15 protein-coding genes are annotated in these 14,004 nt (G+C 46.0%); 1 reads left to right on the forward strand and 14 read right to left on the reverse strand.

Features of this window, described 5'->3' with window-relative positions; translation table 11 throughout:
- Nucleotides 1-141 precede the first annotated feature (141 nt).
- The 3 genes from ACFQ3W_RS09715 to ACFQ3W_RS09725 form a co-directional block, all read right to left on the reverse strand.
- Nucleotides 142-372, reverse strand: a complete 231-nt coding sequence (locus ACFQ3W_RS09715) for a DUF951 domain-containing protein (protein ID WP_379319021.1) — start codon at nt 370-372, stop codon at nt 142-144.
- 106 nt (nt 373-478) lie between these two features.
- Entirely contained in the window at nt 479-1,351 is an 873-nt protein-coding gene (locus ACFQ3W_RS09720) for a mechanosensitive ion channel family protein (RefSeq protein ID WP_379319022.1), read from the reverse strand.
- Between the two features lie 62 nt (nt 1,352-1,413).
- Nucleotides 1,414-1,665: a DUF3343 domain-containing protein gene (locus ACFQ3W_RS09725; RefSeq protein ID WP_379319023.1), complete on the reverse strand. Its 252-nt coding sequence runs from the start codon at nt 1,663-1,665 to the stop codon at nt 1,414-1,416.
- Nucleotides 1,666-1,812: 147 nt separating this feature from the next.
- Here ACFQ3W_RS09725 and yyaC point away from each other — a divergent pair, with 147 nt between their 5' ends.
- Nucleotides 1,813-2,421, forward strand: a complete 609-nt coding sequence (gene yyaC, locus ACFQ3W_RS09730) for a spore protease YyaC (protein WP_379319024.1) — start codon at nt 1,813-1,815, stop codon at nt 2,419-2,421.
- Here yyaC and ACFQ3W_RS09735 read toward each other — a convergent pair.
- From ACFQ3W_RS09735 to rnpA, 11 genes are all read right to left on the reverse strand, one after another.
- Nucleotides 2,393-2,893, reverse strand: a complete 501-nt coding sequence (locus ACFQ3W_RS09735; protein ID WP_379319025.1) for a DUF4446 family protein — start codon at nt 2,891-2,893, stop codon at nt 2,393-2,395. The genes yyaC and ACFQ3W_RS09735 overlap by 29 nt on opposite strands.
- A 20-nt stretch (nt 2,894-2,913) precedes the next feature.
- Complete coding sequence (locus tag ACFQ3W_RS09740; RefSeq protein WP_379319026.1) at nt 2,914-4,104, reverse strand: aminotransferase class V-fold PLP-dependent enzyme; 1,191 nt, start codon at nt 4,102-4,104, stop codon at nt 2,914-2,916.
- An 87-nt stretch (nt 4,105-4,191) separates the two neighbouring features.
- Nucleotides 4,192-5,031 (reverse strand): ParB/RepB/Spo0J family partition protein, encoded by an 840-nt coding sequence (locus ACFQ3W_RS09745; protein ID WP_379319027.1) that lies wholly within the window; start codon nt 5,029-5,031, stop codon nt 4,192-4,194.
- Nucleotides 5,024-5,785 carry a ParA family protein gene (locus ACFQ3W_RS09750; RefSeq protein ID WP_379319028.1) on the reverse strand — a complete coding sequence of 254 codons (762 nt, stop codon included), beginning with the start codon at nt 5,783-5,785 and terminating at the stop codon, nt 5,024-5,026. Before ACFQ3W_RS09750 ends, ACFQ3W_RS09745 begins: the two co-directional genes overlap by 8 nt.
- A 238-nt stretch (nt 5,786-6,023) precedes the next feature.
- Nucleotides 6,024-6,848 (reverse strand): nucleoid occlusion protein, encoded by an 825-nt coding sequence (gene noc, locus ACFQ3W_RS09755; protein WP_379319029.1) that lies wholly within the window; start codon nt 6,846-6,848, stop codon nt 6,024-6,026.
- A gap of 399 nt (nt 6,849-7,247) precedes the next feature.
- A complete protein-coding gene (gene rsmG / locus ACFQ3W_RS09760; RefSeq protein ID WP_379319030.1) occupies nt 7,248-7,970 on the reverse strand; it encodes a 16S rRNA (guanine(527)-N(7))-methyltransferase RsmG in 723 nt (240 codons plus the stop codon).
- Nucleotides 7,971-7,973: 3 nt separating this feature from the next.
- On the reverse strand, nt 7,974-9,860 hold the full coding sequence (gene mnmG, locus ACFQ3W_RS09765; protein WP_379319031.1) for a tRNA uridine-5-carboxymethylaminomethyl(34) synthesis enzyme MnmG: 1,887 nt from the start codon (nt 9,858-9,860) through the stop codon (nt 7,974-7,976).
- A 126-nt stretch (nt 9,861-9,986) separates the two neighbouring features.
- Entirely contained in the window at nt 9,987-11,366 is a 1,380-nt protein-coding gene (mnmE, locus tag ACFQ3W_RS09770; RefSeq protein ID WP_379319032.1) for a tRNA uridine-5-carboxymethylaminomethyl(34) synthesis GTPase MnmE, read from the reverse strand.
- Nucleotides 11,367-11,870: 504 nt separating this feature from the next.
- Nucleotides 11,871-12,587, reverse strand: coding sequence for an RNA-binding cell elongation regulator Jag/EloR (jag, locus tag ACFQ3W_RS09775; RefSeq protein WP_379319033.1), 717 nt, complete (start codon nt 12,585-12,587; stop codon nt 11,871-11,873).
- The gene (locus ACFQ3W_RS09780) at nt 12,584-13,468 is read right to left on the reverse strand and encodes a YidC/Oxa1 family membrane protein insertase (RefSeq protein WP_379319034.1); all 885 of its coding nucleotides are present in this window, start codon (nt 13,466-13,468) and stop codon (nt 12,584-12,586) included. Before ACFQ3W_RS09780 ends, jag begins: the two co-directional genes overlap by 4 nt.
- 75 nt (nt 13,469-13,543) lie before the next feature.
- On the reverse strand, nt 13,544-13,894 hold the full coding sequence (gene rnpA, locus ACFQ3W_RS09785) for a ribonuclease P protein component (RefSeq protein WP_379319035.1): 351 nt from the start codon (nt 13,892-13,894) through the stop codon (nt 13,544-13,546).
- Between the last annotated feature and the right edge of the window lie 110 nt (nt 13,895-14,004).

A 14,004-nucleotide genomic window follows, 5' to 3' on the forward strand; every position in this document is an offset into this window, starting at 1 on the left:
CAAGCAAGAATGATTGTACCATGAATCCAAAAGCTTTGCAATAGAGGGTGCTCACCTTGCTTCAGCAATACCCAAAACGTGGCACATCATAACCTAAAAGCCCCCATATATCAACGTTTGGGGTATGTCCTATCTCAACATTTATATATCAGTTTGATCTTTTGCCTCCACATTCTGCTCTTCCGAAGACCGCAATACCTTTCGCATGTTCTTTTCAAATTTAGCACGTGGAATAAGCACACTATGCTTACATCCAACACATTTGATGCGAATGTCCATCCCCATGCGAATAATTTCCATCTCATTACAACCGCACGGGTGGTTTTTCTTCATCAAGACGATATCGCCTAATTGAAATTCCTTCCGTTCCATATCTCTTCTCCTATTCTTAATGAATCATATGTACCTCTCAGCAGACTTTCCTTCTACTTACCCTTGTAACGCATCTTGGGAAGGTAGGGGGGATATTCCCCCCCTACTATTCAATAGGAAGCTTCAGTGCGGCCATTTCAGCCTCCTCCAACGCCTCTTTGGCGTACGTTTGGATTTGACGCTCAACGTCTGCCCGAACACCAGGGACACATTCTACCGCAATGCGGATGACGTACTCACTAGCCGTTAGTGATTGTATGCCCAATACATTAGGCACCTGAGGAACAATTTTACTGTTCTCCTTCAGCTTTTCCATCGCATGTTGAAGCAGCTCTATGCTGTCTTCCAGCTTGCGTGTATTGCTAAACGGCAAATCAACAACGGCAAGGGCTGTCCCTATCGAAAAATTCGTCACATTCGTGATCAGTCCGTTCGGAATAATATGGACTTCCCCAGTCGAGCTTACCAAGCGTGTCGATCTGAGCCCGATAATTTCTACCGTTCCTTTCAAATTACCCGTTTGAATGACGTCGCCTACCGCAAATTGATCCTCTAGAATGATGAAAAAGCCAGTAATCACATCCTTGACCAAGCTCTGAGCGCCAAAACCAATCGCAAGTCCAAGTACACTGGCCCCTGCAAGCAGCGGCGCTACATTAAACCCAAGCTCCCCCAGAACGAGCATCACCATTATAAAATTGCTTGTGATCGACGTTATGTTTTTTAACAGCTCCCCTACCGTCACAATGCGGCGAGGATTCATTTGCAGACGACTCTTCTCCCGTCGTTCCAAGGACCGGTCTATGATTCGGTATACCAATCTAATAACCACGCGGGTTAAAGCAAAAATCAGCAGAATTTTTATACCGGATAATAACACATGTTCCCACATATTCATATCTGTAAACCAAGTCCATACCCGATCCTTCCAGGTATTGGCGGCATGCAACACACTGTCTGTATCCGTCGCCATTAACATATATATACCATCCTTTTCTTCGCAAAAATAATGACAATCTCTAGACCTCTTTAGAGAAAAGACTAGAGCTTGATGTTATCATAGCCCATCGCACTTGGCGAGTAAATCCCCCGAATTTCTACTGTCTCAGAGACAATAATTTCACGTACAGCTCCTAGTGCATGCCCCGGAAAACGAATGGATAACGCACACCCTGCCGTAATCTCCTTCGGCGTCGGACACAAATCAATGTCCACTTCGGCATACTCCAACAGCATCTCTGCACGTAAAGCCTGCTGCGTCGAATCAAAAGCCATGACCAACCATCCATCCATAGGCTTTACCTCCCTTTTTTAGAGTTATGACTTAAGTCCGAGTATAGAATTTTCACTTCTTCCATATACTATCTACTAAATCTACGAGAAGCAACTGGGGCCAGCAATTCTATCAAATTCGATTCTATGTTTAGAAAGGAAGATTCCATGTCACAGATCCAACCTTCGATCCCAGGACCCGAAATCCCTTATCTTAAAATCCCTCACAGTGAGCCTGGCATCCATTCAGCCATCATTCACCGGTTACTGCTGCATTTTGCCAAAGTTTCCCCAGGGCAAGATGTCATAATCGTTTGCATCGGGACAGATCGCTCCACCGGTGATTGTTTAGGACCTCTGGTTGGTACTGCACTGGCTAAATACAACTGTCCGCACTTTCACCTTTATGGTACCTTGGATGAACCTGTGCATGCGATGAATTTAAAAGAAACACTGGAGAAAATTAATGACCGATTTATAAACCCATATATCATCAGCATTGATGCTTGCCTTGGGCAAACTACCAGTGTAGGCTCCATTCAAGTCGTACAAGGGCCCCTGCGTCCTGGAGCAGGCGTAAATAAAGAATTACCGCCGGTTGGCGATATCCATCTAACTGGGATCGTCAATGTCGGCGGCTTTATGGAATACTTCGTATTGCAAAACACCCGTTTAAGTCTTGTCATGAGATTATCGGAAATAATTTCCAGTTGTTTATATCGTGCCATTAAAGAATGGAATCGGAACCTTATTCCCCTAGCGAGGCGAGAGCAATAGCTTCCCTTTCCTCAGGAGATAGTGCATGGGCCGAATCTCCTTTGGAGATGGATTTAGCATATACAAAGGATCCGTCTCGGTTATAAAGGCCGGTAATGACTACACCGTCTTGTTCATCATTGATGAAAGCGATGGAGAAGCTAAGATCATTGCCCGTTTCGTTAAATGCGTTATATCGCTTGATGCCGATTTTCGCCTTTTGTTTAGGCATGAGCTTTTGCAGCTTCCTTAATTGCTGTTGTTGATCATCTTGGACATCCTCAATTTTTTCCTGTGTGACCTTTAAATCAACAAGCAGTGCTTCCAGATTGTCTATGCCAGTGTCTTGCATCATAAGCTCGTATTTCTTTCTCATCTTCCGCAGCTTGCTTCCTTGGACAAAATTCCAGATGAGCAGCCAAAGAAATATAATTAAAAATCCAAAGATAATCAACGCCAACTGTTCAGAGATGAGTTCGTTCAATTCCTGCATGTTCAGTCTACTCCTTATGCCTAATATAACTTGGTCAAGCTTTTTACGGCAAAGATTAATGCTTCAACATCCTGGGTAGTCGTATTGTATCCCACACTCGCTCTTACGGCCCCACCCTCCAGCGTTCCCGCTGTTTGGTGGCCAAGAGGTGTGCAGTGATACCCAGCTCGAACGGCAATACCATAATCGCGATCTAAGGCGAATGCTACTTCTGATGCGTCACGACCTGCCATAGTAAAAGATACAATGCCAGTTCGCGATTCCCCTAACGAAGGGCCTATGATGGAAATTCCAGCGATCGATTGCAGCTCCTCCATGATAAACTGGGTTAACTCCCATTCCTTTTGGTAAATATACTCTACACCCTGCTTTAGCACAAAGGAAACCCCTGCCCCAAGGCCAGCAATTCCAGGCGCATTCGCCGTTCCCGCTTCAAATCGATCGGGCCTTACGTCAGGCTGTTCTGGAGCCTCTGATTGGCTACCTGTTCCTCCATGCAGCAATGGCTCTAAATCAATCTCTGGCCGAATATATAGCCCACCAGTCCCCTGCGGACCAAGCAAACCTTTATGACCTGGAAAGGCCATCAAATCAATATTTAAATCCTGTACATCAATCGGATATGTTCCCGCGGTTTGAGCTGCATCCACCAGCAAAGTCGCTCCATGCTCATGCGCTACCGCACTAATATCATGTATTGGCAAAATGCTCCCTAATAAATTAGAGCTATGAGAACAAACCACTAAGCGAGTCGTCGGTTTAAACCTCGTTTTCAAATCCTCAAGATTTAACTTTCCTTCTCGATCTACGGCAGCATAGTCCACAGAGATACCTTGTGTTCTTCTCAAGTATTCCAGTGGCCTTCTTACCGAATTGTGTTCAATCATCGTTGCAATCACATGATCTCCAGGCCTCAGAAAACCTTTTATAGCCAAATTCAGAGCCGAAGTCGTATTAGAGGTAAAAGCAATGTTGTTTGGATTAGAGATGTTAAACAATTTAGCAAGCTGTGAGCGTGTTCTAAACAGAACCCTTCCTGCCTGCAGCGCCATGCTATGATTTCCACGCCCTGCATTGGCAGCCGGTCCGTTTAGTATTTCCATCATGGCTTCTCCTACCCCAGGAGGTTTTGGCCAGGATGTGGCAGCATGATCCAGATAGATGATCGCTTTCTTATCCGTACACTTTCTCCCCCTTCGGCTTCGTCTCAAAGTTCAAATCAATCAAGAATGACATACCCCTCTTTTATCCGGATCATACAACGATCCCGTCAAAAAGATGAATATGTCATCACCTGCTTAACCCAGCATATCGAGCAATCTTTGCAAGTCCTGCTGACTGTAGTAATTAATCTCGATTTTGCCTTTGTCTTTATTGGCCTTAATTTTCACCGTCGTTTTATAGCGTTCCCGTAAACTCTCTTCCACTTCCTCAATATATGGATCCCGTTTTTTATTCGTGGTTTTCGGTTTTTCCTGTTTTTTACGGTCTAACTGTTGAACGGCATCCTCCAGATCACGGACACTCCATTCGTGGTCGATACACTGCTTGGCTAACTGTTTAATCGTTGCTGCATCCTTCAACCCGACCAAAGCACGCGCATGTCCCATTGACAATGTTCCACGTGAAACATATTCCTTCACATCCTCCGGCAAAGACAAAAGCCGTAAAAAGTTTGCAATGTGCGAACGAGATTTCCCTACTTTAAGTGAAAGTTCCTCTTGCGTCAACTGGAACTGATCCATCAGGCCCTGATAAGCCACTGCTACTTCCATCGCATTAAGATTTTCACGCTGCAGATTTTCAATTAAGGCTATTTCCATTACTTGCTGATCGGAAAATGATCTAACTACTGCAGGAATCGTCGCGTTTCCACAAAATTGCGAAGCTCTAAACCGACGTTCACCTGCTATAATTTCATAACCTTTAAGCACACTGCGAACAATGATCGGCTGAATTATGCCATGTTGGCGAATCGATTCAGCCAATTCCCGTATAGCATCCTCATCAAATGTCTTTCGCGGTTGATACGGGTTGGCTCGAAGTTGACTTAAAGGGATTTCTATCACCTTGTCATCTTCTTGAATAGAAAGCGATGGAATTAAGGCATCCAGACCTTTGCCCAATCGTTTACTCATAAGAGACCACTTCCTTTGCCAACTCTAAATAAACTTCTGCACCCTTGGAGCGCGGATCATACGTAATAATCGATTGACCGTGGGACGGAGCTTCACTAAGTCGAACGTTCCGTGGAATAACTGTCTTATATACTTTTTGTTGAAAATATTTCTTCACTTCTTCAATAACTTGAATTCCCAAATTCGTACGTGCATCAAACATCGTCAATAATACACCTTCGATTTGAAGCGTTGTGTTCAAATGTTTTTGTACAAGTCGAACTGTATTTAACAACTGGCTAAGACCTTCCAGCGCGTAATATTCACATTGAATTGGAATCAATACAGAATCTGCCGCTGTCAACGAGTTAATTGTTAAAATGCCTAAAGAAGGCGGGCAATCAATCAAAATATAATCGTATAAATTTTTGACAAGTTGGAGCGACTTCTTCAAACGTACTTCCCGAGATATCGTCGGAACAAGTTCTATTTCAGCACCAGCTAACTGAATCGTTGCCGGAATGATGTCAAGATTTTCGATCTCCGTATGATAAATTGCATCCTTTGGATGCACTTCATTTATCAACACGTCATAAATACAGTTAGGCACATCTGCTTTATTAATTCCTACTCCGCTAGTTGTATTCCCTTGTGGATCAATATCAATAAGCAGCACTTTTTTACCGATCGCGGCAAGTCCTGCTCCCAAATTAACGGAAGTCGTCGTTTTACCGACTCCCCCCTTTTGGTTAGCTATGGCAATGATTTTAGACAATCCAGTTCACCTCAATATAATAGAAGAATCTTCTTGTAGTTATTGGAATAGTAATAGGACTCAGGCTGCAGCTACAAAAAGAGCAAAAGCACTTCATGGTGAATCAACTTTGCGGTTTGATTCCTGATACTGTGAGCTGGCATATGGACGCAGCATAACAGTGAGCCGATGAGCATCCGCTATTTTTCGCGAAAAAGAAGCTGACCTTAAACCTCGCGGTTAGGGTCAGCGAGAATAGTTATGAGCGTTTAGGAATCTGAATCACAATTTCGTAATGATCCTCATGATCCTTCTCTTGTGTCTTGATTTGCAATCCGGAACCGGACACCATATCAATCGATTGGCGAATCGTATTTAGCGCAAGTCTGACGTCCTTCGTAAATGAAATTCGCTTCGATTTTGCTTTTTTATTTTTGTTGACTTCCTTGTAAAAAGCGATCCGTGCTTCCGTTTGTTTTACGTTCAATTCTTTATGGATAATTTCTTCTAATACCTTGAGCTGCTGTTCCTCTGTGTCAAGGGACAACAGAGCACGGGCATGACGCTCCGTGATTTTACGCTCCATAAGCGCATTTTTGACTTGTTCAGGCAAATGAAGCAATCTGATTTTGTTCGCAATCGTTGATTGACTTTTCCCCAATCTTTGAGCTAGGCTTTCCTGCGTCAACTGATGCAAATCAATCAGATTCTGATAAGCTAAAGCTTCCTCAATCGAAGTAAGTCCTTCGCGCTGCAGATTTTCAATCAATGCAATTGATGCAGCCTGCGAATCATTAAAATCGCGAAGAATAGCAGGAATCGATTCTAATCCCAGCTTCTTGACGGCACGCCAGCGCCGCTCGCCAGCAATAATTTCATACTTATCATTGCGGTAGCGAACAACAATAGGTTGGATAACCCCATGTGTTTTTATCGTCTGACATAATTCATCAATCTTCTCATCATCAAAAATCGTCCGAGGTTGGTAAGGACTGCCGACAATTTCCCCTACCGGGATTTGTTTCACTTCGTCTCCGCTGCTTCGTTCAGTCAAACCAAACAATTTAGAAAATTGTTCTTTCATTCCGTAAATTACCACCTAGTTTCAAAGTGACATAAGGCTGATGCCTTACGGGCAACACCCCGTTGAAAGGATGAGCTGCAAGTAAAATCTTCCCTACAAACGGGCAAAACTGAACCCATAAACCAGCGTCATACTAGAACAAATGATAGAAATGGTGATAAAACAACAAAAAAAGGCCAAGACAATGTTGAGATCGCCTATTTCGACCCATTTGATTCGTATGACTGATTCATCGAAATCCCGATACATCTATTCTACCACTTTTTCCTCTATAATCCTATTCTCTTATTTTGATAACTTAAATAAAAACACAAATAAAAAATGAAATGTCGCTGTAGAAGCAAACCCCTCTCAGCATTATGTTTCACGTGGAACAATCTGCTAAGAGGGATTCATTGTTTATACGATAGGTGATTTTAAAGGAGTACCCGCTTTACGAGGATACTTTTTAGGGGTAGCGGCTGTTTTCTTAACAATGACGATGTGCCGCTCCGAATTTTCCATAGGTAAAGTGAATTGCGGATTGCTAAGCAGCTTTCCTTTCAACTCAGACAAGCTTCGAGCCGCTTCCTTCACTTCCTCCTCTGTATTACTACCTTTCATTGCGGCAAATACACCGCCGGTTCTAACAAACGGTAAGCAAAATTCATTAAGCACTGTCATACGAGCGACCGCCCTGGCAGTGACGAGATCAAAGGAATCTCTAAGCGTATCCTTCCGAGCCATATCTTCTGCCCGACCATGCAGCAGATTAACATCCTTTAACTGCAGCTTATCTGCTACATTTTGCAGAAAGTTGATCCGTTTATTTAGTGAGTCGATGATCGTAAGCTTGATATGAGGATAACAAATCTTTAGCGGAATCCCCGGGAAACCTGCTCCCGACCCAATATCCGCAAGTGTTGTTATCTCCTCCATCGGAACATAAAACGATAATGAAATCGAGTCATAGAAGTGTTTGATGTATACCTGATCCCGTTCGGTAATTCCAGTCAAATTCATTTTTTCGTTCCAGGCTACAAGTTCTTCGTAATATACCTCAAATTGATGCAACTGCTCCTCCGAGAGTTCTATCCCGTGTTCAGACAATAAGGAGCAAAAATGAGCTTGTATAGAATCCAATGCTTACCCTCCCGCTGCAGTAACCCGATTATAGTGTTCCAAATACACGAGCAGAATTGAAATATCCGCTGGTGTAACCCCGGAAATTCGGGATGCCTGACCGATGGAGATCGGACGTATTTTCGCAAGCTTTTGACGTGCCTCAATAGCAAGACCTTGAATATCGTCATAACTGATTTGTTCAGGAATCTTTTTCTTTTCCATTTTTTGTAATCTTTCAACATGCATCAATTGCTTTTCAATATATCCGGCATATTTAATTTGAATCTCCACTTGCTCCTGCATTTCTTCGTCCAGTTCTACCTCTGAAGGTGATACCTGGCTAATATGTGAGTAGTTCACTTCCGGACGTCTCAAAATAGTCAATAAGTTGCTGCCATCCTGAATTGGTGTAGAGCCCAGCGACTCCAACAGTGCATTGACCTCCGATGGCTTAACCTTTGTTATACGCAAACGTTCAATTTCCTGTTCAACCTTATGCTTTTTATCTAAGAAGCGGTCATATCTCTCTTGAGAAATAAGCCCGATTTCATAGCCGATTGGGGTAAGACGCAGATCCGCATTGTCGTGGCGAAGCAGCAAGCGGTATTCCGCACGGGAAGTCAGCAAACGATACGGTTCGTTCGTTCCCTTCGTCACCAGATCGTCGATCAGCACGCCAATGTACCCTTGTGAGCGGTCCAGGATGACAGGTTCTTGTCCTTGCACCTTACGTGCCGCATTGATCCCAGCCATAATGCCCTGTCCAGCGGCTTCCTCATATCCAGAGGTCCCGTTGATTTGTCCCGCCGTAAACAATCCTGGCAAACGTTTCGTCTCCAGGGATGGCCACAGCTGGGTAGGTACGACAGCATCATATTCAATGGCGTAACCGGTACGCATCATTTTTACGTTTTGCAGGCCTGGTACGGAACGCAGCATTTGAAGCTGAACTTCCTCTGGCATACTGGTAGAGAACCCCTGCACGTAATACTCTGACGTATTTTTCCCTTCAGGTTCAAGGAATATCTGGTGCTTCGGCTTGTCACTGAATCTCACAATTTTGTCCTCTATGGATGGACAGTATCTTGGACCGGTCCCTTCAATAACTCCGGAAAACATCGGTGCACGGTGCAGATTCTCCGTAATAATCTGATGCGTTTCCGCAGAGGTGTATGTTAACCAGCAAGGAAGCTGTTCATTATCCGAGCTTTTCGTCTCATAGGAAAAAAACTTCGGATGCTCGTCTCCCGGTTGAATTTCAGTCTGCGAAAAATCGATCGTTTCCTTATGCACCCGCGGCGGTGTACCGGTCTTGAACCGAACGAGTTCCAATCCGAGCTCCTTCAAATGGTGAGACAGCCGCACAGATGGCTGCTGGTTGTTCGGTCCGCTCTCATACATCAGCTCACCCATGATGATTTTGCCGCGAAGATAAGTCCCTGTCGTGAGAACCACCGCTTTAGCACGGTATTCCGCACCGGTCTTGGTGATGACGCCCACACACTGGCCATCCTCAACGATCAGCTCTTCCACCATGCCTTGCTGCATCGTCAAATTCGGCTCTCTTTCCATCGTTTCCTTCATCGTATGCTGATAATCAAACTTATCTGCCTGCGCCCGCAGCGCATGCACTGCCGGCCCTTTCCCGGTATTCAGCATCCGCATTTGAATAAACGTTTTATCGATATTGCGGCCCATTTCACCGCCCAGCGCATCGATTTCCCGGACCACATGCCCTTTCGCCGGACCTCCGATCGAAGGATTGCACGGCATAAATGCGATCATATCCAAATTAATCGTGATCATCAGCGTGCGACAGCCCATTCGCGCAGCAGCCAAAGAAGCTTCACTGCCTGCATGGCCAGCGCCCACGACGATCACGTCATAGTCTCCACCAGCATAACCCATCCCAACGACCTCCTTATATCCAAAGCAGAACGAAAACCTTTCCGCCAGATCATTCTCTTAGCATATATTGCTAAATTCTTCTGTATCATCATACCATGAACGATAACCCGCAATACGTAAACCAGTCTATTTACCCAAGCAAAACTGCGAGAAAATTTGATCGATCAACGCATCCGGCGCAGAGTCCCCGATCACTTCACCAAGTTGCTCCCAGGCCAGACGCACATCAATCTGCAAAATATCGATCGGTATGCCGCTATCCGCCGCCTCATACGCATCCTTGAGCGACTGCTTCGCTTTCTTCAGCAAGGCAATATGCCGCACGTTGCTGACATAAGTCAAATCATTGGATTCCAGCTCCCCGCCAAAGAAAAGACGAGCGATGGCCTCCTCCAAATGATCCAAGCCTTCCTCCGTTCTTACCGACAGCTCTACAATCGATTCCTCGGAAAAATAACGCCGTACTACCTTTCGATCCAACTGCTGCGGTAAATCAATCTTATTGAGCAGTACAATCGTGGACCTGCCGTTCAGCTGCTCCATCAGTGCAATTTCGTCCTCATTCAGCGCCTCCGCGCTGTTGAGCACGAGCAGAATCAGGTCCGCTTCATTTACCGCGGCCTTCGAGCGTTCCACCCCGATTCGTTCGACGACATCCATCGTCTCACGAATCCCCGCTGTATCCAGCAGCTTCAGCGGAATATTATTGATCGTCACGTATTCCTCAATCACATCCCGCGTCGTACCGGGAATGTCCGTGACGATCGCTTTATTTTCCCGGGCCAGGGCATTCATCAGCGATGATTTGCCAACATTCGGCCGTCCTACAATCGCCGTGGTAATGCCTTCACGCAGTATTTTTCCCTGATTCGCCGTCTTCAGCAGCCCATCGATCCCCTCAGAAACCTCCGAGCATTTGCGCTTAATAAAATCCATCGTCATCGACTCTACATCATGCTCCGGATAATCGATATTCACTTCGATATGCGCCAGCGTCTCCACCAGCGTATGACGAAGCTTGTTTATTCTCCGCGACAAATCCCCTTCCACCTGCTTCAGCGCTACCGAAAACGCCCGATCCGACTTCGACCGAATCAGGTCAATCACCGCCTCAGCCTGCGACAAATCGATCCGCCCGTTCAAAAACGCTCGCTTCGTAAACTCTCCCGGCTCCGCCAGCCGAATCCCCGGCTGCTGAAGCAGCAAATCCATCACCCGCTTCACCGAAATAATCCCGCCGTGCGTGCTAATCTCTACAACATCCTCCGTCGTAAACGACCGTGGCGCCCGAAAAACCGTCACCAGCACCTCTTCCAGCTTCTCATTCGACTCCGGGTCCACAATAAACCCGTAATGCACCGTATGACTCTCCGCATCGTTCAGCGCCGTTCTGGAGCGAAACAACCGCCCCACCTCTCCAATTGACTCCGGCCCGCTCACACGGATCACCGCAATCCCGCTTTCACCTACCGCCGTAGATATGGCTGCGATCGTATCGCTTAACATATAGTCTCACCTCACACCGTTGTTCTTTAATCTATTTTGAATAATTATTTACGAATTGCCCTTGCCCCGCTCCACGCCGAGCGCATTCCCGAAGGGAACAGCGTCCTCCTTGCACGAAGTAACTCCAAATGCACAAAGTAGAGAGAGCAAAAAGTAAAGCGTGCCCCGAAGGGGCGACAAGCGACTCCAACATCGCACTCAGCTATATACCTTCGAAAGCAGCAGTGTCCCCAGCATGTTTTCAGGTTACCCAGGTGCTCCAAAAGAAAGACGTACCCGAAGGGGGAAAAGCGTTCCCCGCACGTAGCCCAAGCGCATCCCCGAAGGGGACAGCGGCAGGAGCGCCTCTCTCCATCCTACGTTAATCCAGTTTGCGGGATTCCAAAGGGCGGCAGGCCCTTTGGGGCCCTCCCTTACGGTAAGGGAGGGTTTGGGAGGGATGAGATACAAAAAACGCAACAACCTCCCCCGGCAACTGCCGAAGAAACGTCATTGCGTCTCCATTCATTTGCTTTGCTTCAGTGAAATAACGACCCGCCGGTTCGGCTCCTCGCCCTTACTATACGTCTTAACCTCCGGATGATCCTGAAGTTTGGAATGAATCACTTTGCGCTCCTGCGGCGACATGGGTTCAAGAGTAACCTCTTTACGTGTACGAACGACCCGTCCGGCCAACCGTACGGCGAGATCCTCCAATGTCTTCTTCCGACGTTCGCGGAAATTTTCAGCGTCCAGAACGATTCGGATGAAGCTGTCGGAATAACGGTTAGCGATAATATTCGCCAAATATTGCAAAGCATCGAGAGTCTGTCCTCTCCGCCCAATCATAAGCCCTAAATCATTACCTGAAATGTTTAATACGGTGTGGTCTTTCCCATGAACCACCTCAACATCGACATGGAGGCCCATGTTTTCACCGACGTCCCGTACAAATGACGCCGCCTCTTCATAGGGGGCTTTCCCCCCGTATTCCTCCTTCTCCTCAGTCGGAGAAGGCATACGGGATTCCAAAGCACTCCCCTTCGGAGATGGAACCGACACAGGCTCCTCAAGCAAGGTAAGCTCTACCTTTGCTTCCTTCACCCCAATCAGCCCCAGGAATCCTTTTGACGGCTGCTCCAACACATTCACGGCAACTTTATCCTCGGTGGTGCCGAGCTTGGCCAATCCTTGTTTTACAGCATCTTCAATGGTTTTTCCCGACGTCACAATTTTATTCATTTCGATTTTTTGGCCTCCTTGGCGCCTTTACCGGGATGACCGGCTTTTAAATTCGAACCGCCCCGCTTCGATTTACCAGACGAACCGCCTGGTCCACCGTTTACTACCCCTGCAACCGGTTCTTTCTTGCGGTAAATAAAGTAGTTCTGCCCAATCGTGTACAGGTTACTGAAAATCCAGTACAACGGCAAAGCGGCAGGGAAGTTGTATGCCATAATGAAAATCAAAATTGGATAAACAAACATCATGAACTGCATTGGCCCTTGCATGCCGGATGGGTTCATGCTAGACATCATTTTCGTTTGAATGAACGTTGTTAAAGCCGCGATCGCCGGCAAAATAAACAGCTTGTCCGGTTCACCGAGCTGCAACCACAGGAATGAATGGTCACGGATCGCCGCATTATGATAAATTGAGTTATACAAGGCGATGAACACCGGCATTTGAATAATAAGCGGGAAACATCCAGCCATTGGATTGACCTTGTTTTCCTGGAACAGCTTCATCGTTTCCTGCTGTTGTTTTTCCGGGTTATCCTTATATTGTTCTCTAATTTTATTAAGCTCAGGTTGAATTGCTTGCATTGCCTTTGAACTCTTGACCTGCTTGAGTGTCAACGGCAGGATCAAAGTACGCACGATAAGCACCATGATTAGAATGGCTAAACCATAAGCCCCGCCAAACCAATCAGCAAATGTATCCAGCGCCAGTGAGAAATAATAAACTACATTAGCTGTCCACCACGAGTTACTTGTTCTCATGCTTTCTGTTGTGGTGGCCAAATTCGTGCTCTGCGTTCCGCATCCGGCCAATAAAACTACCAGCCCGATCGCCATTATGAGAAGAAGCCACCTTCTTCTGTTCGTCATCATTCGCGACACTTCAAAACCCCTCTCTTAACCTATCCATTCATCGTAAATCATAACATAATTAAAGGGACAAAGAAACAAGACCACCTATCTCCCGGAAGACCTTAGCAGCGCGGCTTTCCGCAGGACATGAAGCACGCTTTTTTCGAGCTCTTTATAGGGCATTCCGACGGCACCATTTCGTACAATTAAAATCAGATCCACATGGTCCCTAATTTCCGCCTCATGCAGTCGAACAATTTCTTTAAGCATTCGGCGCATCCGGTTGCGGACGACGGCGTTCCCAATCTTTTTACTGGCGGACACCCCCAGCCGAAACCGTTCAATATCAGGCTTATTGGACCAATAGACGACAAGCTGACGGTTGGCAAAAGACTTTCCGAACCGGTAAATCCGGTTGAAGTCGGCTCGGTTTCTTAAACGAAGTTTCTTGTGCACGAGCAATCTCCTTAGTCAACTTCCTTGTTTTATTTCAAAGGGCACACTTTCCCATTATTATTAACCAACATGCAAACAGATACTTACTTTTACCGCTGGTAACAAAAAAA

It is taken from the genome of Paenibacillus puldeungensis (genome assembly GCF_042678945.1).
Lineage (GTDB): Bacteria > Bacillota > Bacilli > Paenibacillales > Paenibacillaceae > Fontibacillus > Fontibacillus puldeungensis.

Excerpts from the sequence above, each read along its gene's own strand:
- ACFQ3W_RS09715 (WP_379319021.1), bottom strand. The coding sequence starts at position 372 with ATGGAACGGAAGGAATTTCAATTAGGCGATATCGTCTTGATGAAGAAA.
- ACFQ3W_RS09720 (WP_379319022.1), bottom strand. The coding sequence starts at position 1,351 with ATGTTAATGGCGACGGATACAGACAGTGTGTTGCATGCCGCCAATACC.
- ACFQ3W_RS09725 (WP_379319023.1), bottom strand. The coding sequence starts at position 1,665 with ATGGATGGATGGTTGGTCATGGCTTTTGATTCGACGCAGCAGGCTTTA.
- yyaC (WP_379319024.1), top strand. The coding sequence starts at position 1,813 with ATGTCACAGATCCAACCTTCGATCCCAGGACCCGAAATCCCTTATCTT.
- ACFQ3W_RS09735 (WP_379319025.1), bottom strand. The coding sequence starts at position 2,893 with ATGCAGGAATTGAACGAACTCATCTCTGAACAGTTGGCGTTGATTATC.
- ACFQ3W_RS09745 (WP_379319027.1), bottom strand. The coding sequence starts at position 5,031 with ATGAGTAAACGATTGGGCAAAGGTCTGGATGCCTTAATTCCATCGCTT.
- noc (WP_379319029.1), bottom strand. The coding sequence starts at position 6,848 with ATGAAAGAACAATTTTCTAAATTGTTTGGTTTGACTGAACGAAGCAGC.
- mnmG (WP_379319031.1), bottom strand. The coding sequence starts at position 9,860 with ATGGGTTATGCTGGTGGAGACTATGACGTGATCGTCGTGGGCGCTGGC.
- mnmE (WP_379319032.1), bottom strand. The coding sequence starts at position 11,366 with ATGTTAAGCGATACGATCGCAGCCATATCTACGGCGGTAGGTGAAAGC.
- jag (WP_379319033.1), bottom strand. The coding sequence starts at position 12,587 with ATGAATAAAATTGTGACGTCGGGAAAAACCATTGAAGATGCTGTAAAA.